This window comes from Sphingobium sp. MP9-4 (assembly GCF_005281675.1).
GTDB lineage: Bacteria > Pseudomonadota > Alphaproteobacteria > Sphingomonadales > Sphingomonadaceae > Sphingobium > Sphingobium yanoikuyae.
Map to the genome: position 1 here is coordinate 1 of NZ_LUFI01000022.1, position 23,387 is coordinate 23,387.

The 23,387-nt window shown below is 62.0% G+C and carries 18 protein-coding genes; 8 read left to right on the forward strand and 10 right to left on the reverse strand.

Annotation, left to right across the window (positions count from 1 at the left end; translation table 11 throughout):
• The 5 genes from A0U87_RS05365 to A0U87_RS05385 all read left to right on the forward strand — a co-directional run.
• The coding region (locus A0U87_RS05365; RefSeq protein WP_170978358.1) for a tyrosine-type recombinase/integrase at positions 1-293 on the forward strand (293 nt) is incomplete at its 5' end.
• A gap of 4 nt (positions 294-297) precedes the next feature.
• The gene (locus tag A0U87_RS05370) at positions 298-1,491 is read left to right on the forward strand and encodes an IS91 family transposase (protein WP_137405276.1); all 1,194 of its coding nucleotides are present in this window, start codon (positions 298-300) and stop codon (positions 1,489-1,491) included.
• A 457-nt stretch (positions 1,492-1,948) separates the two neighbouring features.
• Complete coding sequence (locus A0U87_RS05375) at positions 1,949-4,999, forward strand: P-loop NTPase fold protein (RefSeq protein WP_063141535.1); 3,051 nt, start codon at positions 1,949-1,951, stop codon at positions 4,997-4,999.
• 146 nt (positions 5,000-5,145) lie between these two features.
• Entirely contained in the window at positions 5,146-7,215 is a 2,070-nt protein-coding gene (locus A0U87_RS05380) for a hypothetical protein (protein WP_063141537.1), read from the forward strand.
• A gap of 588 nt (positions 7,216-7,803) precedes the next feature.
• Positions 7,804-10,755: a hypothetical protein gene (locus A0U87_RS05385; protein WP_206366581.1), complete on the forward strand. Its 2,952-nt coding sequence runs from the start codon at positions 7,804-7,806 to the stop codon at positions 10,753-10,755.
• 98 nt (positions 10,756-10,853) lie between these two features.
• On the opposite strand, the gene A0U87_RS05390 is transcribed toward A0U87_RS05385, so the two are convergent.
• Both A0U87_RS05390 and A0U87_RS05395 read right to left on the reverse strand, forming a co-directional pair.
• Positions 10,854-11,063 carry a hypothetical protein gene (locus tag A0U87_RS05390; RefSeq protein ID WP_137405278.1) on the reverse strand — a complete coding sequence of 70 codons (210 nt, stop codon included), beginning with the start codon at positions 11,061-11,063 and terminating at the stop codon, positions 10,854-10,856.
• Positions 11,064-11,083: 20 nt separating this feature from the next.
• Positions 11,084-12,475, reverse strand: a complete 1,392-nt coding sequence (locus tag A0U87_RS05395; protein ID WP_137405279.1) for a hypothetical protein — start codon at positions 12,473-12,475, stop codon at positions 11,084-11,086.
• 565 nt (positions 12,476-13,040) lie between these two features.
• On the opposite strand from A0U87_RS05395, the gene A0U87_RS05400 reads away from it, so the two are divergent.
• Entirely contained in the window at positions 13,041-13,445 is a 405-nt protein-coding gene (locus A0U87_RS05400; protein WP_036530295.1) for a hypothetical protein, read from the forward strand.
• Positions 13,446-13,538: 93 nt separating this feature from the next.
• On the opposite strand, the gene A0U87_RS26425 is transcribed toward A0U87_RS05400, so the two are convergent.
• Positions 13,539-13,685, reverse strand: a complete 147-nt coding sequence (locus tag A0U87_RS26425; protein WP_155276474.1) for a hypothetical protein — start codon at positions 13,683-13,685, stop codon at positions 13,539-13,541.
• Between the two features lie 36 nt (positions 13,686-13,721).
• Here A0U87_RS26425 and A0U87_RS05405 point away from each other — a divergent pair, with 36 nt between their 5' ends.
• Entirely contained in the window at positions 13,722-14,156 is a 435-nt protein-coding gene (locus A0U87_RS05405; protein ID WP_010338401.1) for a GNAT family N-acetyltransferase, read from the forward strand.
• A complete protein-coding gene (gene arsH, locus A0U87_RS05410; protein WP_036530299.1) occupies positions 14,153-14,893 on the forward strand; it encodes an arsenical resistance protein ArsH in 741 nt (246 codons plus the stop codon). The genes A0U87_RS05405 and arsH overlap by 4 nt, the downstream gene beginning before the upstream one ends.
• 70 nt (positions 14,894-14,963) lie before the next feature.
• Here the strand turns inward: arsH and A0U87_RS05415 are convergent, their stop codons facing one another.
• From A0U87_RS05415 to A0U87_RS05445, 7 genes are all read right to left on the reverse strand, one after another.
• Positions 14,964-15,629, reverse strand: coding sequence for a cytochrome b/b6 domain-containing protein (locus tag A0U87_RS05415; RefSeq protein WP_036530300.1), 666 nt, complete (start codon positions 15,627-15,629; stop codon positions 14,964-14,966).
• A gap of 65 nt (positions 15,630-15,694) precedes the next feature.
• Positions 15,695-16,960, reverse strand: a complete 1,266-nt coding sequence (locus A0U87_RS05420; protein ID WP_010338398.1) for a TolC family protein — start codon at positions 16,958-16,960, stop codon at positions 15,695-15,697.
• A complete protein-coding gene (locus A0U87_RS05425; protein WP_010338397.1) occupies positions 16,957-17,256 on the reverse strand; it encodes a DUF3240 family protein in 300 nt (99 codons plus the stop codon). Before A0U87_RS05425 ends, A0U87_RS05420 begins: the two co-directional genes overlap by 4 nt.
• Positions 17,249-20,338, reverse strand: a complete 3,090-nt coding sequence (locus A0U87_RS05430; RefSeq protein ID WP_036530303.1) for a CusA/CzcA family heavy metal efflux RND transporter — start codon at positions 20,336-20,338, stop codon at positions 17,249-17,251. The genes A0U87_RS05425 and A0U87_RS05430 overlap by 8 nt, the downstream gene beginning before the upstream one ends.
• Positions 20,339-20,347: 9 nt before the next feature.
• Entirely contained in the window at positions 20,348-21,457 is a 1,110-nt protein-coding gene (locus A0U87_RS05435) for an efflux RND transporter periplasmic adaptor subunit (protein WP_036530305.1), read from the reverse strand.
• 48 nt (positions 21,458-21,505) lie between these two features.
• On the reverse strand, positions 21,506-22,519 hold the full coding sequence (locus tag A0U87_RS05440) for an ATP-binding protein (RefSeq protein WP_010338394.1): 1,014 nt from the start codon (positions 22,517-22,519) through the stop codon (positions 21,506-21,508).
• A complete protein-coding gene (locus tag A0U87_RS05445) occupies positions 22,513-23,193 on the reverse strand; it encodes a response regulator transcription factor (RefSeq protein WP_010338393.1) in 681 nt (226 codons plus the stop codon). The genes A0U87_RS05440 and A0U87_RS05445 overlap by 7 nt, the downstream gene beginning before the upstream one ends.
• Between the last annotated feature and the right edge of the window lie 194 nt (positions 23,194-23,387).

Here is a 23,387-nt window from a genome sequence, read left to right on the forward strand (position 1 = left end):
GCCGCAGTGGCACGGATCCGGTCTCGGCTCGCCAGTTGCACCGCGTCGTGCAGGAAGCGGCCGAGCGCGCCGAGATCCACAAGCGGGTAAGCCCGCATACACTGCGCCACTCGTTCGCCACTCACCTGCTCGAGCAAGGCGTCGATATCCGGGTCATCCAGGTGCTGCTGGGACACGTGAACATCAACACGACCGGCATCTATACCCAGGTCTCGAGCAAGACGATGCGGGCGGTGGCCAGCCCGCTCGACCAGATCATGGCCGTGATGGAAGGCAGGGCACCTCCCGGTTGAGCCGGTGCGCACCTCACTCGAGGTCGCCGATATCTTCCGGAGCAGCGGGCCGGCCTATCGCGCGGCCCATGCCGGGCATCTCAGCCTCGGCCAGCTCAAGGTCATGACGGCCATCGAGAACTGCCGCACCGCCGCGCTGGGCGGTCACGTCGAGGCCTGCGACGACTGCGGGCACTGGCGGGTCGCCTATAACTCGTGCCGCAACCGGCACTGCCCCAAGTGCCAAGGCGCCGCCGCGCGCACCTGGCTGGCCGCGCGCGAGGCTGACCTGTTGCCGGTTGGCTACTTCCACGTCGTGTTCACCCTGCCTAACGAGGTCGCAGACATCGCCTTCCAGAACAAGGCGGTGGTCTATGACCTGCTGTTCCGCGCAGCCGCGGACACGATGCTGATCATCGCCGCCGATCCCAAGCACCTTGGCGCGCGGATCGGCATCACCGCCGTGCTGCACACATGGGGATCGGCACTGACCCACCATCCGCACGTGCACATGATCGTGCCTGGCGGTGGCATCGCGCTCGACGGCAAGCGCTGGATGTCGTCGCGCCCCGCATTCCTGCTGCCGGTGCGCGTGCTGGGCGCCTTGTTCCGCCGTCTGTTCCTCACTCGCCTGTTGGCATTGTTCGATGCCGGCAAGCTGGTCTTCTTCAGCACCTTGGCTGGCCTCGCGACACGCAAGGCCTTCCTGCGGCATCTCTCACCGATCCGGAAGAAGCGCTGGGTGGTCTATGCCAAGCCGCCCTTCGCCGGGCCGCAGGCGGTGCTGGCCTATCTCTCGCGCTACACGCACCGGGTTGCCATCTCGAACCGGCGGCTCCTCGGCTTCGACGAGACCGGCGTGACGTTCCGCTACAAAGACTATCGCCGCCCTGCTGCTGAACGCCAGCAGGTCATGACGCTGGCGACCGACGAGTTCGTCCGCCGCTTCCTGATCCACGTTCTGCCGCGCGGCTTCCACCGCATCCGGCATTACGGCCTGCTCGCCAGTTCGACCCACAAGGACACCATGGCGCTGGCCCGCAAACTGCTGGGCGTTGCTGTACCGGTCGAGGAGCCCGAACCCGACGAACCTCCCGACCATCGCCCGCCATGCCCATGTTGCGGCGGGCCCATGACCATCATCGAGGCCTTCGCCCGCTGGTGCCAGCCCCGCGCACCGCCATCATCGGCATCGCCAATCCGGGGGAATGCGCCATGATCCGGCATGGCTCAGGCTGCACGACGGTCGCGCCCATGGCGTCCTGGCCGATGACCCAGTGCATGCCCATTCCGGAATCGAGCCCAGCGCAGGGCACACCGACCAGCAAAACCACCACCGTCCGCACTCTGATGCCGCACAAAGTCACGTTGATCCGGCCAGAACCGACACTTGCGGATCAGCGTCGCTTACCCGTCCGAACCACCCCAAAGCCGCTTTACCCATAGACCAGCGCGTGGGGCCCGCGGGTTCCTGCACTGGAGGCTTTCGTACGCAAGCGCCCGAAACCCTTCACAAAGCCGGTCTTTCAATTCAGCTACCGCGAACGTCTGCTCCTGGCGGAAGCTGCCCATAAATCGTTCCGTCAGGATAGGCTGCTCCAAGATGTTGCAACTCTGGACCGTGAACGACGTGGTGATAGTGTTTGGCTGAGGTCAGCTGGTCGAAAGGAAAATGAGTGCAGTGGAGCGATGAGGCCGAGGCCGTGCTGAGGCGTCGGTGGAACGAGAACGTAAGTGCCGCGGACATCGGGAAAGAGCTTGCGGTCAGCCGCAACGCCGTCGTGTCCAAAGCCAGACGTCTCGGACTTCTCAGGTCGAAAGGGCCACTGCCAGTCGTTGATATCACGCTGGTCGATCCGATCTTCGCCCTGGCAGGAGCGTCCACGACGGTAAGGGCCTTGCAGCGATGGCGCTGGCCCGGCACCGGGAGCCTTTACGTCAACCGCGACATTTCGCGGGTTCTTGATGCAGCCGCCACCCTTGCCGCAGAGCGAGCCACGGATCTGCCGGAGGTCAACTCCACCGATTTGGTGAGCGCAATCCTGATCACGCCCTTCGATGCCAACGTCAGCGGGTCGCTGCAGAAGGTCGCCCGCCATCTCCGCAACGCCGGCATCGATCTGACCGCGCGCGCACGCTCTTCAGCGAGAATGTCAGCGAGGAAGCGGCCCGAGGCAAAGCTGATGTGGGACGCGGTGTCCGTTCTGACCGAATCCGCGGCCATTCGCGCACGAACGATGGCGGGGCGGGGACCCACCGACTACTGCCATCTAATGGGCGCGCTGCTCGCGAACCACATTGGCAGAAAGGCGGTGGGCGGGGTGCTGGGTCAGGACCTCGCTGGGGAGGCTTTCCGGCAGGCCGTGACAAACATGCTCACGGACCAGGCTCTCCGTCGCGGGCCGGCCGAGGGCTGGCAGAGCGAAATCGCGCGGATCGACGCAATCCCACCCACCCCAAGCCAGCAGCGGGCGGGATACGCGAGCGATCGCGTGCGGGCAGGCGGCGACGTGTTCGGCACGTCCGCGGACGCGAGAGCGCTTGCAGACCTCATCCTCCTGGAGGCGGCTGAGCCGCCGCTGGCGATCGGCGTCTTCGGCTCGTGGGGGTCGGGGAAGAGCACCCTGATCGCCGAGCTGAAGCAGGAGATCGACCGACAGATCGAGCTGGCACCTGCTCGTGAGGATGATGGGATCTCGCGCGACGTCGGTTTGGCGCGTGTCACTGGGGTCATGCAGCTCGAGTTCAACGCGTGGACCTTCGCCGACAGCGAGAATCTCTGGGCGTCCCTAACCGCCGAGCTGTTTGATCAGATCGCGGCAGGCGGCGGCGGCGCGCAGAGGGATGCCGAGCGCGGTGCGCTTCTCGTGAAGGAGGTAGCCGCGCGTGTCGGGCGCGAGGCTAGCGCGCTGACGCTGGCGAAGATGAAGCTCGAGGAGAGCGAGGCCGAGATATTGTCGGCCCGCAAGGCCGTGACCGACGCCAAGGCAGAGGCCGAGGGGGTCGGCGGCATCGTCGATGCCATGCTCGACACGTTCAGCGACATGCTCAGCGCGACGGACGCGGGCGACGACGAGGACGACGACAAGAAGAAAGGTGGGTCAGGGGAGACGAAGTCCGATTCCGCGATCGACGCCGTGCGCCAGGCGCTCTTGGTTGATTCTGGCCAGCCCGGCGCCGAACTCGCGAAGAAATACGCCGAGGCAGCTTCGCCGACGCGGCAGCTCCTGGTATTCGCCGGGACGTGGGTCAGGAGCCAGTCGAGCGTCCGGAGACTGTCCATCGCGTTCATTGGATTGGCCGTCTGCATCGCGGTAGGCATCGTGGTGGCGATCTACGCGACGCCGTTGCTTGGGAGGCTCGCGCCGTATCTGGCCTGGTTGCCCGGCGCCCTGCTGACGATGGCCTCGCTTGGCTACGCGATGCGAACCGTGGTGCTTCCGCTCCTGCGGGGAGCCGCGCTGTTCCGAAAGAAATACGAGGATGCCCGGACGAAGAGCATGGCTGCCTTGAACGCGGCCAGGAAGCAGCTGCAGGAAAGCGAGCGGAACAAGAGCGAGGCGAAGGAGCAGATCGATCGCGGCACGCCGATACTCGAGCGCTACGGGCAGGCGGCGGACGGCGCGTCGCCTCCGCCGGCGATGATGCTAGAATACCTTCTGCGCGATTCGGCGGACGTCACGGAACTGCGTGGGCGACTGGGCACGCTCGGAACGGTCAGACGCTGCTTCTGGCAGCTAAACCATATCATCCAGCAGATGAGGCGGTCGGGAGAGGGAGGCGGAATAGAGCGCATCGTGATCTACATCGACGACCTCGACCGGTGCAGCGAACAGCAGGTGGTCCAGGTTCTCGAAGCGATCCATCTCATGCTAGCGTTTCCCTGCTTCGTGGTCGTGGCGGCGGTGGACGTGCGGTGGCTCGAATCCGCGCTCAGGTCGCAGCATCAGGCCATGGCGAACGAGGACGCGGCAATCGCGCCGGCGGACTATCTGGAGAAGATATTCCAGATACCGTTCTGGGTCCGAACGCTGTCACCGGGCGCGACGGACCGATCGCCATATGTCGACTACGTTCGGTCGCTGCTGCGCCTCGACGATGAGCGGCCCGACGAGGAGGAAGACGACGAGGAGTTCGAACCGGTCCCGCTGGACGACCGGCACGGCGCCTTTCCGAGGCTTGAGCCCCATCGCCCGTCCGAAGCCGAACTGGAGACGGCTGCGGGCCGTCAGCTCAAGCTCACCGTCGAGGAGGCCCAGCTGATCGAGGCGATGCAACCGATCGCGTCGCGGTCGCCGCGAGCCGTGAAGCGCATGGTGAACATCTACAGGCTGATCCGCGTCTCGGTCGCGGAGCACCTCCTCGACGACTACCTCAGGGCGGGCAGGGAAACTGCGCCGTATTGGGCGGTCATTCTCGTGTTGGCATGGGAGACGGGTCTCAGGACATCCGAGATGTCGATCTTGGCGCGGGGCATTCGATCGATCGACGCGACGGACGTGACCGAGCTCGGCGGCTGGGCGCAGGGCGTCTTTGACGAAGAAATATTGGAGGAAACCAGTTCGGCGACGGCGGAGGTGCTGGAGCTCATCCGTTCGCCCGCGGGCGATGCTTTACGGCTGGGTCTGTTCATCCTGTCCAGCCGCGGCATCTCCGTGGAGCAGGACGGCCTTCTGCGCGCACTAGACCTCGTCAGCCGATACTCGTTCCGTCTCGACAGGATCTGAAGTCCGGAGACATTCAGTGCACGGATGTCACTGGCGACCGATGGATTAAACGATGCGTCCAACGTAGATCGAGAGATTCGCGCGTGCTGCGACGTGCTGCCGGCGCGCTCCGACCCCATATTGGCGTGATTAGCGAGGGATTACCGATGGCGGGAAAGCGTCAGCACTACGTTCCAAGATTTCTGCAGCGCGGCTTCCTGTCCGAGTCAAACGGCTCAGGCGACGGCGCGGAACGCACGTGGCTTCATCGGCAGGGCTCGCCCGCACGCCTGGTCGGCATCGCCGACGTCGGCGTGGAGGACTGGTTCTACTCCCGCAAGGGCGCTCCTGGCGAGGTCACGCTGGACGATGCCATCACCGAGTTCGAGAAGAGCTTCAGCCGAGGCGTGAAGGAGCTGCGCCTCTCCGATCCGGGAACCGTGATCGACCCGGAGCACGCCGCGCGGACGGTCACCCACCTCGTCATGCGGACGGCGCATCTGCGAAAGACCCTGTCGAGCGGCGTGACAAGCCTTTTCCAGGAGATCGAGAGCCTGTTCACGGACCCGGCGCGCCTTGCGGGCATGCTCGGGTTCTCCGGGCCAGCGCTGGCGTCGTCGGTCACGGAGGCGATCCGGGATTCTGCGCAGAAGCTGGTGCCGGCCGGCATCCCGGCGGCGTTCAGCGAGCGGCTCCTGACGTTCGTGATGCGCGAGCGCGGCGATGAGTTCGCCGCGCAGGTCGCGGCCGTGCTGTCGCCGCTGCTGCCGGGGCTGTTCGGCGGGCTGGGCACGATGGTGCGTGACAGCCACAACGACATGGTCGCGAAGCCGCTCGATGACCATGGCTGGGTGGGTATACTCTCGCGCTTCACCTGGACGGTTGAAGCTGGAGCGGACCTCATCCTGCCGGACGGGGTCGCCCTGTCCCGGGCCGGCGATGGCAGGCTGGAGGCGCTTCTGTTCACCGGGGAAGCCGACGCGACGCTGGTCCTGCTCCCGCTATCGACCGACCGAATGCTCGTGGGGCGCCTCGACCCCAGCGAGCCGGTCGATCTCTCAACGTTCGGCGTCGAGGCCGCGGCGGCCTGCCAGGGCTTCTTCATCAGCGCGCGTTCGCGAGATGAGGACTGCTTCGCGGCGACGATCGGAAGCGGCCCGGCGAAGGCGATGGCCGAAGGTATCGCCGAGGCGGTGGCGGATGCGGAGAAGGCGCGATCGCTGGCGCCACGCGAGTTCGCGCCCGCGGTACCGCGCCAGTTCGAGTGGGAGCGGTTCTCATACCGGGTGACGCTGCACGACTTCGGCGACGACGTCCTCGCGAAGGAATACGCCGACGTCCTCCAGGCGGTGGTCGGCGCCCTGTCCCACGACGTTCCGCTGCAGGATCTGGACGGCGTCACGATCGCCGCCGACTACCCGGACGCTCTTTCCAAGCTCGACCGCGGCGACCCGGACCTCCCGCCGGTCGCAAGCGGTGCCCTCGCATACGGTGCCGGCGTCGCGATGCCTGTTACCGTGCTGCGCGACGGGAAGCGCAAAAGACATCTCGTGATTGACGCAGGCGTCGCGGAGGGTTGGATTTCCGACGACCCGGACGCGAGGGCGACGAGCCTTCATCTGCTGGTCTCGATGCTCTCGGGCATAGCTAACAGCTCGCGGTTCGGCGAGGACACCACCTTCAAGCCTGACGAAATGGGCCGCGAGCTGCATCTCGCGGTGGCGCGAGCGCCGTCGATCTATTGGAGCGCGAAGCAGGCGGCGTTCGTATCGCCGGCGCAAGGCGCGGCATACGCCGACCTGGTGATCGACAGCTTCGAGCACGCGAAGGCCGAGATCGCCCTCGCCCGGTCGAGGATGACCGACCCGAGCGACGTCAACGACACCTTCCTAGCGGGGCTCGAGACGGTGGCCGCGGTGCTGGGCCACGCGGCCGACTGGGTCGGCCATCGGGACGGCCTGGCCGAGGGGCAGCCGTTCGAGGGCGACGATCTGCCCAAGCGGCTCGCGGTCTACGGTCTGGGCAGCTGGATTACGCTGTTCGGTCGCGACCTGGCGGCCTGCTACACGGAGGAGGGCGCGCTCGACCTGAACGTCGTGACGACGCTCAGCAGGCACGTGGAGCGCCTCTTCTGGAGCCTCGGCCTGTTCTGCTGGCCGGAGGGCGGCGGCGTCCGGTGCAGCGTCGCCGAGCAGGGGTTTGTGCTTGGCGTCATCCCGTCGGCGATGGACATCTGAACGCACTTTTGGCGTGGAGACTTCACCCACAATCGATTTGAACTATCTTTTCACGCTCCACGCATGGCCCGACTGAATAGATGATCGCAAAAATGCCACCGCCGGATAACGATCAATAACGCCATGTCCAACACTCCATGACCCCTCGCTCGTCAAAGCCAGGGGGAGTTCAACATGGGTCAATTTCCCGTGATTTTAGGCCCCCACCAGGTCATTGCTGAGCGGCAATCATCAGGTGCATGTCCAGTTTCGCCAGAAGCTGCCATTGGTGGACGCTGAATGGAATGGCAGCAAAGTCTCACGACACTGCATTCCGCTTCCGGCGGCAGCCGACCAGAGTCGGTCTTTCACAGCCGCGTCGATAGACGTCCGGTACTGTCGAAACCTGCCGTCGAGCGATGGATAAGCGTCCCGGCATCGCTCGATAAGGCCAGGCGCGCAGTCACGGTCCTGAATGTCGGCAGGGTGGAGCGGAGCGTCGAGCAAGTTGCTGACCGGTCGCGATGAGGCGCTTGCGGCACTCGATCTTCTTGCCCTCGTCATAGCTGCGCGGCTCGCCGATTTAGCGAATTGCTTATTTCACGGCAATTGAATTTCGAATATTGTTATTTTAATTATCCGATTCGCAATCAACCTGCAGTTTTTAACGCTTGCTCTGTCCTTTCCCGTGGAGACAAACAGATGGGGATTGCACGTAATCAACTCACAAGTCGGTCCGAAACTGAAGCATTACGAACGATAGTCTCGGCTGTTCCGGTTCTTCTTGACGAAGTGATCGCCTTGGACAGAGCTACGCTAATCATGGCTGACGAGGTCACGATTGCGAAGAATATCCGGACTTCTGGCAAGGATCTCGTCGTGATCTGCCGCACCTTCACCTTCCAAGACGGCGCGATCATCGACGCGTCGGGCGACAAGGGTGTTCCAGACATGCCAGCTGACCTCGTCAAGGAACTGCCGCGCGAGGCGGGCCTGACTGGCGCTGATGGTGAAGACGGCGGACGGGGCGGCGATGGCGGCAATGTAAAAATCACTGCGGAAGTGATTGTTGGGACGCCGACGATCGTGACGTGCGGCGGCGCCGGAGGCCGCGGACAAGATGGCGGCAATGGCACAACTGGCTCTGGAGGATCCGGGGGCGCGAGAGTTCGCGAAGGTCGAGACGAGCCAAGGGCAAGGGGCGGGAAAGGTGGCCGCGGGGGTGATGCGGGCCTTCCGGGGCGCCGAGGTCGTGGCGGTAATGGCGGCTCGGTCGAACTTCACTTGGTGTCGATTGAAGGTCTTGTGACGGATCGGATCGCTGTCGCGGGCGGTGCTTCGAGCGAAGCCGCCAATGCTGGGGCGCCGGGTGCTGGCGGGCCCGGCGGCCCGGGAGGCGTCATCGAAGTATATGAATGCGAGCCTGGCGGCGGCATCGGCGGGCCACGTGGCGGCGGGGGCTTCGGCCTCATGAATGTGGGGACGCCGGAAGCGCCGCTGATCCAGTCCCTGTTCGATGCAGTACCGAGTGAAGGACCGGGTCGGCAGATTGCGCTGACAGCATTTCGTCAGCATTCCTTGGTGATCGCCCAGGAGAGGTTGGGCGGCGGATATCGAACGTTGCGTTGCTCTAGATCGGGAAGCCGGTCTGGGCCTGACGGACCGGCAGGTGATTCAGGCGATCCACGTGCTGCAGAGGTTGCCGAACGGCAAGCCATCGAAGTCTCGACGGACGGTAGTTTGACTACCGTCGAGGTCAGCTATGCGTCCATTGGTGCGCTCTATTCCGACGCCGCCCTCGAATTGATCTGTCTCAGTGTCGAAGACGAGTTTCGACGAGCACAGGGCTCCGAGTTGGAAGCCGTGCGCGAGAAAGTAAGCTTTCTTCTCAAGATTTGCGATGTTGCCCGTGCAGACGGCCCCGTCAGGCACGCAATCCTGGCGCGGGCCTACGCGATGGCCCGCAAGCTCGCGCTCGGCCTCGACTTTTATGGATGCAGCCCCGAATGGGCGCCGCTCATCTCCTTCGACAGCTATGCCGCGCTCGTGAAGGACTATGTCATCGGACCGGCCTTCGAGATCGAGAGAAGCTTCAACAGCTACTGGGACGAGGCTGCGAGCGCTGAGGCCAAGCGGAGCGAAATCCGGAAGGCGGTTGGCTCGGCTGAACAGCAGGTGACGGTCCTTTCGATTGAGGAGGATCGTGTCGAAAACGACGCCCGGAATCTGCTGAAGAGTCTCGAAGGAATGGACGCACAAGTGAACGCGGCTCTCGCATTTCTGATGCTGAAGGAGGCTGAACTCACTGCCGCGATCAGGAGCAAGCACGATCGGTGCGATCTGGTCGGTACTCTGACTGCTGTCGCCACGATCGTAGTCGGGGTGGCAAGCGGCGGAACAGCGCTCATCGGTGCAGTCGCCGCAGGCAACAAACTTTACCAAGACTATTCCGCGCACGACGGCAGCATTGATGAACTTTGGGACAATCGGAAGATCATCCAGGACGACTTGAAGGAGGTCGGAGAGAAGGGCGAACGCGTTATCGACTCCATCAATAAGATTCAGGAAGGGGTAGCGCGCCTGACGCCCGAGCAGCGGCGGCTTCCTCAGTTCAAGATGGAGCGCGCGCAGTTTGACAAGGTCGCGGCGGACTTTACGGACATTCCTGAGGCGGCGGTTTATCGTGAGGCGGGATATGCGTATTTGAAAGCGGTGGAGACACGCAATCAAGCGATCGTTGATTACAATGCGATGCTGGTTCAACTAGTGGAGTATCAGGCACGCGTCGCGTCGGCTCAGATTGCATGTGACGCTCTGGCCAGCGCATTAAGCGGAAAAATCGACCCGGCGGAACCAGTAGTGGTCGCAGCGATGAACCGCATCTACCTCGACACGCTCTCAATGGCAGCACAGATGGTTCATGCCGAAAAGAAGGCGCTCGCTTACCATTTTGGTCGTCCTGCAATAGCGACCGTCTCTGCGCTCAATATGTCCCTCATAGCGGGCGAGCACATGCGGGTTGCCGTGACGCAGTGGGCAGCAGCCAAGAACCGTTACGCAGCGCGGCGACGATTGGAAACAGGCCAGCTTTCGATCAATCTCCGCGAAATAGTGGACGAGGAAACCTGGCGCGATTTCAAGGCCAATGCCATCCTATCGTTCACGATACGCCGCGACCATCCGCGATATGCAGCCTTGCTCAGCAGCATGCCAGGATTACGAATTACGGGCATGGAGATTCTTTTCGCAGGAGCACAGATCGCAGAGGGCCAGACACAAATTCCCTGGACGATGTTACAAATGGGATCGGAACTCATCTACGCAGGCAATGGGACCGCGACAGCTTTTAGCCATCGCCCAGTGCTATTCCGGGGATGGACACCCATTGCAGGAGCCGGCCGCCTCGTCGATCCTGACTTTTCTGAGAATGACCTTTATGCGGGTATTAGCCCCTATGCGTCCTGGTTATTCACGTTCGTCGCCCATCCTACCCTAGGCCTCAATCTTGAAGAACTTGAGTCGGCGACACTGAAAATGTCAGGCTATCTCATCGACGGTTGACCTGCCTAGGGTGCCGTCATTTGGGATAAGGGCTGCGTAGCTCAATAACCATCTCTTGCTCGTCCGCGGAACTAAAAGATGCGAGCAGCCAGTTCGCTTTACTGCTCGGCTTCCGCCGGCCCGAAGGTATCCGTTGCGACGCACGTGTGAAGGGTTCCATCAGGAAAGCGCGCCTTGTCATTCACCACGACGTAGCTTCCATAGAAGCGGCAGAAGCCATCCTTGACGGGCGCGGCGAGCATGAGGTCATGCAGAGCCTTCGTCATCAACTTCTCGGCTTCGACCATCGCGACTTTTTTGTCAGCCATATCTTACTCTCTGAAGTGGATTAGGGTACAGCGCGCACAGGGATGCTAAGCGCGCGCTCGGACGATTCCTTCTGCAAGTTGATAAGTTGCTGAAGGATTGTGATGACCTGCATTGAGCGGAACGCGCCAGCCGGAACGCTGTAGTCCTCATTCATGAAGCGAGTTCCAATCAGTTCGGTTCGATCTCGCTTTGGCGCCAGCGAAAATATCGGCTCCCGGATTTTGGCGCTCCCTTCGCAATCGGGGCCAGCTGCCGAGGCGGGACAGACGCCGACTGTGAGAGTGTTCGGCCGTTTGAGGGCCCACTCGCGAACAATATCCCCAACGGCGCGCACGGCCCCCTCCGGCGAGCGGAAGACGATCTCCATAACCAACGGGGTCTTCTGTGCGCTCGTAACTCCTTTGATGGTTACTGCAGTCAGGCCCATCCCCTCTCCCAGATAGACAGCTTGCGAAGGCACCTCGTTCTCATCTTCCGGCCTGCTTGCACAACTGCGCGGGACGAGTTGGGCTATGCGACTTTTCGCACCCGGCTTGACGACATACACGGTGTCATCCGTCGAGCCATTCGCGCTGATGCCTGCACTGTCTGATAGGCCGAACTTATCGCCGTCGAACAGTGAAAGTTGGGAAAGTGTCAGACGTTCCTGACCCGCGGCCGTGCCGAGCTCGAGACGCTTGATCGGAACAAGCTTGGTGTCGGATCCGCGCGTTTCGGCAACATCAAGCTGGTTGCAATCCATCAGCTTCTGAAATCGGACACGATCCGCCACATCGTTGATATAGGTCGCGACCGCAACGCCCGTCTTACTCTTGGTCGCAGGGTCCTGCACATAGAAATCGACACGCGCTATTAAGAGGTTGGCAACGAGATCACGCTCGAATCCCTGATTCATTAGCAACTCAACCGTCGAAAAGGGAACGGAGGAGAGAATCCCCTGATAGAATTTCTGCTGATCGAAGACCTGCACGTCAAAAGCCGTGCCGGAATTGAGCTCGCCACCAATTTGAGGGGTGTAAAGGTCAACACCTTCTACGACTGACCGTGCGAAGCCAGAGGTGGTTTCCACGGCGGTCGTTGTCGTGGTTGCACCGCCACTTACGACCTGCGTGGTGTTCGTCGTCTTGGTCGGAACTCCCTCAGCGCTAGCGCTCGTCAACCCCGATCCTTTGAGCTGTCCATTCATGCTGCCTGAGGCTTTCATGGACAATGTGCCTGTGAACCTGGAAACCGACGTGAAGTGAGCAGGCATACCCTTGCTGGCGCGCAGCACATTCAGAAGCGTCTGCTCGTTCGCCATCGAGGCGAGCGCTTCGTTATACTCTACCCCGAACCGTTGAACATGCGTCGGAAAAGCACACCCGGACGCCATAAGCACGCCCGACACTGCCAACAAACCCCAGATTTTCATGACATTCCCCAATGTCGATAATCGAAAATCAATGTGCCAATTTAATGGTCAAATTACAAGAGCGCTAACGTCTTTAATCGACCGAATCATCATAATGGACTTGTTTATCATTTCTGCACTTCTTCATGTATCGAAACTTTTCCTTCGATCCACTTTTGAAAACGGGAATAATCGCGCAGCCTAAGGAGCGCGAGATCCGTAGTGAGACAACCCGCGCCTTCGGAATTGCGTTCTGCAAATGACTATGTTGTGCGCCGGCCATCTCCCTCGGACCCCGAATACCGCGCCGGGGGTCGACGCGGCGGCTGAGCCTCTCATGGTTCACATGTAGATCAAGCGGATGCCGAATGTCTGCTCCTGGGCGGAGCTGACGTCCTATGCATCCTCTAGAAACGGCTGCTTTGTCCCACGAGCTTCCGGCAGCAGTCGACCAGAAATTGCCTTTTATGAGCGGGAACGCGAACGGCCGGGTTCCCCAAAAGCGGCCAACGCTTAAAAATGGGCAGATTGTCTCACCATCAATGGCACATGACAGAAGCGCGTCTCGTAGCTAAGAGCGCAATCGGTGCATCGACTTCGCAATCTTGTCCTTGCCAATCGGCCCCTTGCCTGCGCGGTGCTTGTACTCGCGCTGATGATGAAGATCGTCATGCCGGCGGGGTTCATGCCAACCGTTTCGAACGGGCGGATCGTGGTCAGCATTTGCTCGGGTACCGGGCCGATGACGATGGTCATTACGATCCCCGGCCTTGAACATGGGAAATCCGGTAGCGACGGTCATCAGGGCAAGGCAGAACAGCCTTGCGCCTTCTCAGGCTTGTCGGCGCCGTCCCTCGCTGCTGCGGACCCAATTCTGTTGGCGGCTGCGATTCTGTTCGTGCTGGCGCTCGGCACGCGCCCTCTGGTGCTGCGAGCTTCGACAGCGCCACCCTATCTGCGTCCACCCCTGAGGGGGCTTCCGGCAATCTGATCGTTCGTCGTCGCATGAGGGGCTGAGGGGACGGGTGCGTGTATCGCGTCCGCCTCCTTCGCTGTCATGCACCTGCGTCCGATTTGGCTTGGCTCAATGCGCGCTCTTGCGGCTGCCAGGCCTGCCGAGGATTACCATCATGATAATCGCTGCCTGGTTTTGCCGGGTTCGCCACTTCGCATGACTGCGCGAAGTCGCATCCTCCTGCGCCAGTTCCATTTGTGGCTGGGCGATCGTCAAGCGGACCCGTCCCTGGTATGAAGCGGGAGCGGCGGCATGACGCAGGTATATTTCTCGGAGGCTCGCCACGCCGATGATGTCCTGCGGCTCGCGCTCGGCGCCGCGCAGCTCCCGACCGACGATCTCGGCGGTCCCGACCAGATGTTCTTCAGCCTGTCCGACGATGAAGAGCTGATCGGGTTCATCGGCCTGGAAGGTAGCGGCACCGACCGGCTGCTCCGCTCGCTGGTCGTGCTGCCGACCCGGCGCGGCAAAGGATATGGCCGGATGCTGGTCGAACGCCTTGAAGGCGTTGCTGATGGCGCGGTCGAGCGGCTGCACCTCCTGACCAGCGGCACCGGGGAGTTCTTTCGCAGGCTTGGTTACACCGATGCCGATCGCGACGCCGCGCCGGCCTTCATCGCAGCGACCGCGCAGTTCACGTCGCTGTGCGGTCCGCGCGCGACCTATCTCGTCAAGGATCTTGGATGACGCGCCTTCGTGACGTACCCGACGCCGACCATCTGCCAGCACTCGATCGCGGCATCGCGATCACCCGGCCCGCCGCCGGCATGGGCGACGATCAGCCGCCGCCTCGCATCCTGCTGCTGTACGGGTCGCTGCGCGAACGCTCGTTCAGCCGGCTCGCGGCTGAGGAAGCGGCACGACTGCTGATCCTCTTCGGCGCGGAGGTGCGGATATTCGATCCCAGCGACCTGCCGCTCCCAGATCAGGTGAAGGGTGACGATCATCCGGCGGTCCATGAGCTGCGCCAGCACGCGCTCTGGTCCGAAGGCATGGTTTGGTGCAGCCCCGAGCGGCACGGCCAGATCACCGGCATCATGAAGGCGCAGATCGACCATCCGCCGCTGGAGTTCGGCGGCATGCGGCCGACCCAGGGTCGCACGCTCGCGGTCATGCAGGTGTCGGGCGGCTCGCAGTCGTTCAACGCGGTCAACACGCTGCGCCTGCTTGGCCGCTGGATGCGCATGATCACGATCCCCAACCAGTCGAGCGTGGCGATGGCGTTCAAGGAATTCGACGAGGCCGGCCGCATGAAGCCGTCGAGCTATTATGACCGCATCGTCGACGTGATGGAGGAACTGGTGCGGTTCACGATCCTGACCCGCCCGCACGCCGGCCAGCTCGTCAACCGCTATTCCGAACGGAAGGCTGTACAGGCAAAGCATGAAGCTGCCACCGATCTTGCGGTCCAAGCCGTTCTGTAGGCCAGCACTTCAATCATCGACTAATCGGAAAGCCGAGCCGCCATCGCCACGTTGCAGCATCACCTCCATCCTATTGTGCTCGGCCGGGAAGCATCGCTGTAAGGATATACTTCCCACTCCTCCTCGTTTCGAAAACAACTCCGGCAAGGTGGAGGGCAATCAGAACGTACAGCAAATTTACCGCTGACTCGTGCACTTCCTTCAAGGGCTCGTCCTCTGCGTCATCGCCTATCTCTTTCCGCTCAGAACCTTTGAGTAAGACGCTGTCCCTGTCATCTGTGCCCCGACCAACGGCGTGGGACGGAGCCTCGCTAATCCATTTCGTGGAGGGCAGACCAGCCATGCCAATGCCGGTCGCTATGATGATGCTAAGCGTTCCCCAAATAGCGTAGACCATCAATGCACCTAACGGATTGTGCGATGGATGGATTTCATTGTGTCCGGCTCTAATCTCCGGGATATGGGCAAGCGCTTTACGCGGACTCGGTGGGAACGCTGTGAACCGTGCCTCTTTGGGTCCAACGAAACCCCAGAGCAGTCTAAACGCCAAAACGGTTGCGAGGGCGTATCCCACCCAGACGTGCGGCCCCGAACCCTCTTCCGTGAAAATTGCATTCCCGATGACAGCAAGAACGATTGACCAATGGGTCACCTTAACAACGGGGTCCCATTTCGCCTTTGCTCGGGCTGAGTCTTTTAGGGGCCGGACTGGGATTCCAGGTTTTGAACTCTGCATTTCAGATTCCTCCGCGTGAATGGGAAGATGACTTCATTCTCTACAGCGATTGCCAACCTACGCCCTCATGGCTCCTTCTCGTTACCTTGCCATATCGTATGAGAATCGATGAGTAATTTCACGATAGCTCGTGTCGCAGAGCTGCGCGCGTCTATGGCCAGCCGGTCCGCATCATGTGCTTGCCGTCGGGAATAGAGCAGATCGGACAGGTCGATAATGCCCCCTTCGTACCCGCGCTCCGTCCGTGTGGCGGCGTCGAGCGAACTTCTGGCAGCACCCTGAAGCCGCTGCCAAGCGACGTAGCGGCCAGAGGCGTTCGCCATATCAGTATCGGCCATCGCCAGCACCATCCGGCGCGCTTGCGCGAGATCCATAGAGGCAGCGGAGGCATTGGCTTCCGCCTGATCCTGCTGGAATTTCCGGTATCGTCCTCCCAATGGGATCGAGAAGACGACACCGACACCGCGTTCAATGCCAGAACGCTCGCTAAAGGCCCGGACGCCCAGCTGTGGGTCCGGCAAGCGATCAGCCTTCGCCCGCCGTGCGACGACTTCAAGACGCAGAGCTTCGCGATCAGCAGCCCCAATTTCATGACTGCGCTGGATCACCAGATCATGAAGTGCAGTCAGGTCCTGAGAAGGCAGGACTGGATCAGCCAAGGATGGTGCGTCCGACGGCAGGGCCAGATCGGGGAAGTTCGATTGCAGCAGCGCTCGCGCCTGTTTCATATCAGCCAGGCTGGCTGCCGCGACACCCTTGGCCTGATCGAGCGCCGCCTGGGCCTGGTCGGTGTCAAGCATCGATGCATCGCGTAACTGCACTCGCCTCTTCACGGCAGCGAGACCGCGTTCGAGTAATGCGACGTTCGATTGATCCGTGCGGTTGAGCTCGCTTGCCGTCAGCCAGTCGTACCAGAGCTGCGACAGATACAAGGCCGCCTGATGGCGCGTATCTTCCATCCGGTTTTGCGCGACTTCGACACCAAGCTGGCCTGCCTCGCGATCCAGGGCAGCCTTCCCGGGCAAGCGAAAAGATCGGCTGACCGTGCCGTCGAACTCCGTATAATTCCGCTCCAGCCGCACGTCGCGATTGATGTAGCTTCCGGTGAGCTGGACCTCGTGAGGGCCAACGCGGAGCATATCGCTCGCCGCCGATGCAGCGCCGACGCGCTTGCCCGCTGCCTCGACGGTCGGATGACCGTCAAGCGCCTTCACCACCTGCTCCTCAGGCGGCAAGGACCATTGAAGACCAGTCGCTTGCGCGTGCGCGGCAGTTGCGAGCGCAGTCGCTATCGAGATGGATAGCGGCAAGAGGGCAGTCAGCTTCTTCATGAAATCCTCCCGCGCTCGATGATCGGCAAGGAGTGCCAGCGCACAGGTTGTTTGCGGCGCGATGAGGCAACCGCAGCGATTATGGCGGGGATCATGGAATCCTCGACGACGAGCTCGAATGCGATCCGATGGAGGACTCCTCTTACCTGCTCATGCGTTCCGGCGTCGCTGAAGTCGCGACCGAGAACGGCTTCCTCACGGCGATGGATCGGCGCGGACGCAACGGTTCGAATAGCCTCCACCAGAGTTCCCGCATCCGGAGGGGAACAGTGGAGGACCAGCAGAAGCTCAGCCATTGGCCAGCACCTCTTCGAAATCCTGCTCGCCGCGGCCCTCTCCGAACCTTTCGAAAAGGATCGGGAGAAGTACCAGAGTGAGCAACGTGGACGTGACCAGCCCGCCGATGACCACAATGGCAAGCGGGCGCTGTATTTCGGATCCCGGACCGGTCGCGAACAGCAGGGGGACCAGGCCGAAAGCGGTAATACTCGCGGTCATTAGGACGGGGCGGAGGCGTCGCTCGGCACCCAGGCGCACCGTCTGCGTCATGCTCTGCCCCTCCTGACGGAGTTGGCGGAAATAGGAGACCAGCACCAAGCCGTTCAGCACCGCGATGCCAAGCAGAGCAATGAAGCCGACGGAAGCAGGCACTGACAGATACTCTCCCGATGCCCAGAGCGAGATCAGGCCGCCGACCATGGCGAAGGGAATGTTGACCAGGATCAGCGTGGCGGCCCGCAGCGAACGCAAGGTGGCGAGCAGGACGAAGAAGATAAGGAGCAGCGCGACGGGAATGACCATCATGAGCCGAGCCGATGCACGCTGCTGATTTTCGAACTGGCCACCCCACACGATGCGATAGCCGGGCGGGAGCGGCACCTTGCTCGCGACTGCGGCCTTCGCCTCGTCCACATAGCCCACCAGATCACGACCAGAGACGAAGGCCTGGACCAGAGCGAAGCGGGAACCATTCTCATGGTCGAGCTTCACCGGACCCTGCGTATGCTTCACCTGCGCCATGTCGCTGACCCGGGCGAGCGTTCCACCCGGCGTCATGATCTGCAGGTCTTCAAACCGGGTCGCATCATTGCGGATGCTTTCGTCACCGCGGATGACGATCGGGATCCGCTTCTGACCTTCGGCGACGATACCGGACCGAACGCCTTCCACCTGTGCGCGCAAGGTGTCCTGTAACTGATCGATCGGCATGCCAAACCGGCCTGCGGCTGCTCGGTCGATGTCGAGCTGCAGGTAGTCCACGCTGTCGTTCGCGACCGTCAACACTTCCGTCGCGCCGCGCACCTGGCCCAACTCATGCTGCACGCGACCTGCAAGATCCGCGAGGACCGCCGAATCCGGTCCGAAAATCTTGACAGCCAGGTCGCCCCGGGCGCCGGTCAGCATTTCCGAGACACGCATTTCGATCGGCTGGGTGAAACTGGGCTGGATGCCAGGCAGGCCGTCGACGGCCTTGCGGATCTGCTCCAGGACGAACTCCTTGCTGCCGCGCCACTCGGACTGCGGCTTCAGACGGACGAAGGTGTCGGTCTCATTAGGTCCCATCGGATCAAGCCCGATTTCGTCAGCACCAACCCGCGCGATGACTTCCTGCACCTCGGGGACACCCATCAACGCGCGCTCGACCGCCTTGTCGCCCTCGACGGACTGGGCCAGGCTGATGGAGGGCAGCTTCGTCAGCTGCACGATGACTGACCCTTCATCCATCGTCGGCATGAAGGTTTTGCCCACTGCTCCATAGGCCAATCCGGCGAGGACCAGTCCGAGAGCCGAGAGGCCGTAGACCAGGCGCTTGCGCGCAAACGCGCCATTCAGAAGCGCACGGTAGCGAGGCGTTAGCCAGCGCATCACCCATGGGTCCCCATGATGTCCGCTTTTCAAGCCGAACGAGGCAAGAACGGGAACGAGCGTCAGCGCGAGCAGGAGCGATCCTGCCAGGGCGAAGACAATGGTGAGGGCAACCGGCGCGAACAGCTTGCCTTCCAGCCCCTGCAGCGAGAGCAGAGGAAGGAACACAAGCGCGATGATGATGATGCCCGCCGATACCGGCACCGTCACGTCGCTGGTTGCGCGGAAGACCTGGTGAAGGCGCGGATGGGAGTCATCCTGTTGGTGCGACAGACGCTCTACGACGTTCTCCACCACAACGACCGCACCATCCACAAGCATGCCAATAGCAATGGCCAGTCCACCGAGGCTCATGAGATTCGCGGACAACCCGGCCATGCTCATGAACAGGAACGTCACCAGCGCGGCCATCGGCAGTGTGACCGCCACGATCGCGGCGGCTCGCCAGTCACCGAGGAAAACGATCAGAAGGATTACGACCAGGACGGTCGCTTCCAGCAACGCCTCCTCAACCGTTCCAACCGCTCGGCCGATCAGATCGGACCGATCGTAGAAGACCGCGATGTGCGTTCCGGCTGGCAGGCCACGCTCGACCTCGGCCAGACGGTCTTTGACGCCGGTCACAACCTGCCGTGCATCGGCACCGCGAAGAGCGATCACAAGGCCCTCGACCGCCTCTGCCTTGCCGTTCTTGGATACCGCGCCATAGCGCGTCAGGCTGCCCGTCCCGACACTCGCCACATCCCCCAGGCGGACGATGCGCCCGTCACGGCTCGTTATGACCAGCGACTGGAGATCGGCCACGGATCGGATCGCGCCGACAGCCCGAACGATCAGGGATTCTTCGCCAGTGACGAGGCGGCCGGCTCCGTCGTTGCGATTGCCACCGTCGATGGCCGTCTTGATGTCGGCAACGGATAGATGGGCTCCGGCCAAGGCGAGAGGATCGGGCCGGACCTCGAAGGTACGGACATATCCACCAAGTGCGTTGACGTCGGCGACACCGGGCACCGTCCGCAGCGCGGGACGGATGGTCCAGTCGAGAAGCTCTCGCCTTTGCTGGAGGCTGAGCGGCCCCTCGATCGTGAACATGAAGATATCGGACAGAGGCGTGGAAATCGGCGCCAGGCCACCCGACACGCTCGCCGGCAAATCCGCCATCACTCCGGACAGGCGCTCCGCCACCTGCTGACGCGCCCAGTAGATATCTGTGCCATCGGTGAAGTCGATGGTGATATCGGCAATCGCATATTTGGCGGACGAACGCAGGATAGACTGCCGGGGAATGCCCAGCATCTCCATCTCGATCGGGGCAATGACGCGGCTTTCGACCTCTTCCGGCGTCATGCCGGGAGCCTTGAGAATGATCTTGACCTGCGTCTGCGCTATATTGGGATAAGCATCCACGGGTAGCTGAACGAAGGCCCATGCGCCGAGGCCGGCGACAGCCAGCGCAAGCGCTACGACGAGCAGGCGATAGGACAGAGCCTTCGCGACGAGTGACTGAAGCATGGGCCCGACCTATTTCGAGATGGCGAGCGCTTTGAGCGCGCTTGTGCCCGTAGTGACGACGTTCTCACCGACGCTGACGCCGGTCAGGAGAAGGACCTGGCCATCCACCGCGCCGCCCTTTGTCACCCTGCGCTGAACATAACCGCCCCGGACCGCCACGAAGACCACCGACTTGCCGTCAGTATCCACTACGGCCGCGGCAGGCAGGACGACTGCGCCTTTCGGTGCAGGCCCGAATATCGTGACATTGCCCGTGGCGCCTGCGATGACCCCTGGAGCGGCGGGAAGGCTCGCCTTCAGCGAGGCAGATCGCGTCATCGCGTCGATGGTGCTGCCGACAGATGTGACGGTGCCAGAAAGCGCGCCGAGTTTGACCGTCATGCCGGGTCTGATCTGTCCAACAAGCCGCTCGGGAACCTGCGCGACGACTTCGTAACGGCCATTCGCATCGATCACATAGGGAGCAGTCGTCCCGTCCAACGGGTCGCCTGTCTGGATCTTGGCACGCGTAATTCTGCCCGCGATCGGAGCTGTCAGCGTGTAGGTGCCGCTGCTCCCATGCCCGCCGACAAGGCTGAGAATGCGGCTTTTCTCGCGAACGTCCGCACGCGCCTCCATGGCCACTGCGCGGGCTTCGTCGGCTCGCGCTCCGGCAATCACCCCTTCCTTGTCCAGTTGGGACAGCCTGGCGGCACTCGTCTGCGCGACACCCAACCGTGCATTTGCACGCGCGAGATCGGCGCCCAGCGTCAGAATGTCACGGCTCGAAACCACGGCCAGTGGTTGCCCGGCCTGTACGCTGTCGCCTTCCACAACCATGGTGCGCATCACCACACCCGGAAGTGTCGCGGTCACCGCTACACGCGCGTTAGCGGGCGGACTGATCGTGGCGGGGAGATCGGCGATCGGCGCTTCTGATGCAGGCAATGCCGGAGAGGCCTTGATGCCGAGCAATCTCGCCCTGTCCGGCAGCACGGCAAGCATGCCGGCAGCTTTCTCGGTCTTGACCTGCGTTCCCGCCGAGACGGTTTCCGAGCGAGGAAACATAGTCCAGCCCAAGCCCGCGACTGCGACGGCTACAATGGCGCCGCCCACCAGATATTTGCGTCCGTTTTCCATTTCGCCGCGATATCGGGTTCAACCTGACGGCGTCTTGACGATGGGAAATTACTGCAGGCGGAAATCCAGGATGAGTTCTCTCAAGGTCTCGCTCGTTCGAATATGACCGTTATGTGCGCTCATAATCCGATGGGTTATGGAGAGGCCGAGACCCGCGCCATGGGGGCTGGCATGGTCTGCTCGCTGATGGCGGCGGATGAGTTGCGCCAGCTTCTCTTCGCTGAGGCCGGCGCCTTGGTCGCGCACCCTGATGATCGCTCCGGGCCCGGATATGATCGTCACGGTGCCACCCATGGGCGTCGCGCGGACGGCATTTTCAATAAGGTTTCGGATTCCCGCCCCGATCGCTTCCCTGTGGCCGTATATCTTTGGCACCTGGCCTTCGGACTCTATCGCGATCTCGCGTCCTTGCGCGATGACGGTCGCTGCCAGGGACGAGACACTGTCTTCAGCCAATGTCTCGAGATCGAGTGGCTCAGGCGTCATGGGCATGGTGGCGTCCGCGTCGATCTGCGCCAGTAGCAGGAGCTGATCCACAAGACGGCGCATGGCGCTGACCTGCGCCTTCAGAGGATCTCCATCCGATCCCTCGCGTCGATCAAGCTCTAGAGACAAAATGGCCAACGGCGTCCGCAATTCGTGGGCGACGTCAGACGCAAAATCCGCCTGTTGCTGAGCTGAGGTGTCGAGTCGGTGAAGCAGGTTGTTGATGGATCGCACGAACGGTTTCGCTTCAGCAGGCATATCGGCTTCATCGATCTGCATCCCGCGTTCGGTCGGTGCGGTTTCGATATGACGCGCCGCTTTGCTCAGGGGCTCGAACGCCGTTCTGATGACCCATGTGGTTGCAAGGCCCATTGGCAGGATCAGCACCACCAGTGGGATGAGAACATGATCGAACAGTTCCGTCGATGCCGCGTCGCGCATGGTCGGATCGAGCAAGGCGCTAAACGGTATGCCATATTCCGAGAGGACAGCGTAGATCAGCGACACCGTACCGATGGCGCCAACCAGCAGCAGGCCACCGATGAGCCGATGGCCAACCGAAAGTCGCTTCAGCACGGTTCCCGGTCTTCTAGCAAGTAGCCTAGCCCCTTGATCGTATGGAGCATGTTGCGAGCTCCGCATTCCTCAAGTCGACGACGCAGCCGCGAGATTGCGGCATCCACTGCATTAGGGGATATCTCGTCTCGAAAACTATACAGTGCATTTTCGATACGAGATCGACGAACGACTGCACCAGCCTCCCGCATGAGTAACTCAAGCAGGCTGGTCTCGCGAGGTGACAGATCGATGGCCTTACCCTGATACCGCGCGCGATGAGCGCTCGTGTCATAGGATAGGCTGCCCACCTCCAACACGGGCGCTGCCCGAGCTCCCGGACGGCGAAGTAGTGCCCGAATCCTCGCTGCCAGCTCATCCGCCTCTACCGGTTTGACGACATAGTCGTCAGCGCCGCCGTCCAGTCCATCGACCCGCTGCTGGAGCGAACTGCGGGCTGTCAGCATCAGGACCGGCACCGCAAGGCCCGCGTCACGCCTCTTCTTGATCCAATGTACGCCGTCACCATCGGGCAAGCCCAGATCGAGGATGAGTGCATCATACTGAGCCGACCCAAGAGCCAGATCCGCCTCCGCTGCCGAATAGGCACAATCGCATACGAATTTCCGACGCGTAAGGCCCTCCGCCGTCAGATCTGCCAGGTGGCGATTGTCTTCAATGATCAGAATGCGCATGCTCTCATCCGGCGATGGTTTTACCCGGCATATTACCGAACCGATCTGACATCGTCCTGACCATATGAATTTCTTCTGACGCTTGTGATCCGATACGGCGTCGCGCCTCCAAATTTGTGCGGATCGAGCTTGCCGGACTGGCACGAGATAGCGAACAGGCTATAATGCGGGTCAAAGAAATGGCTTGGCTTCAA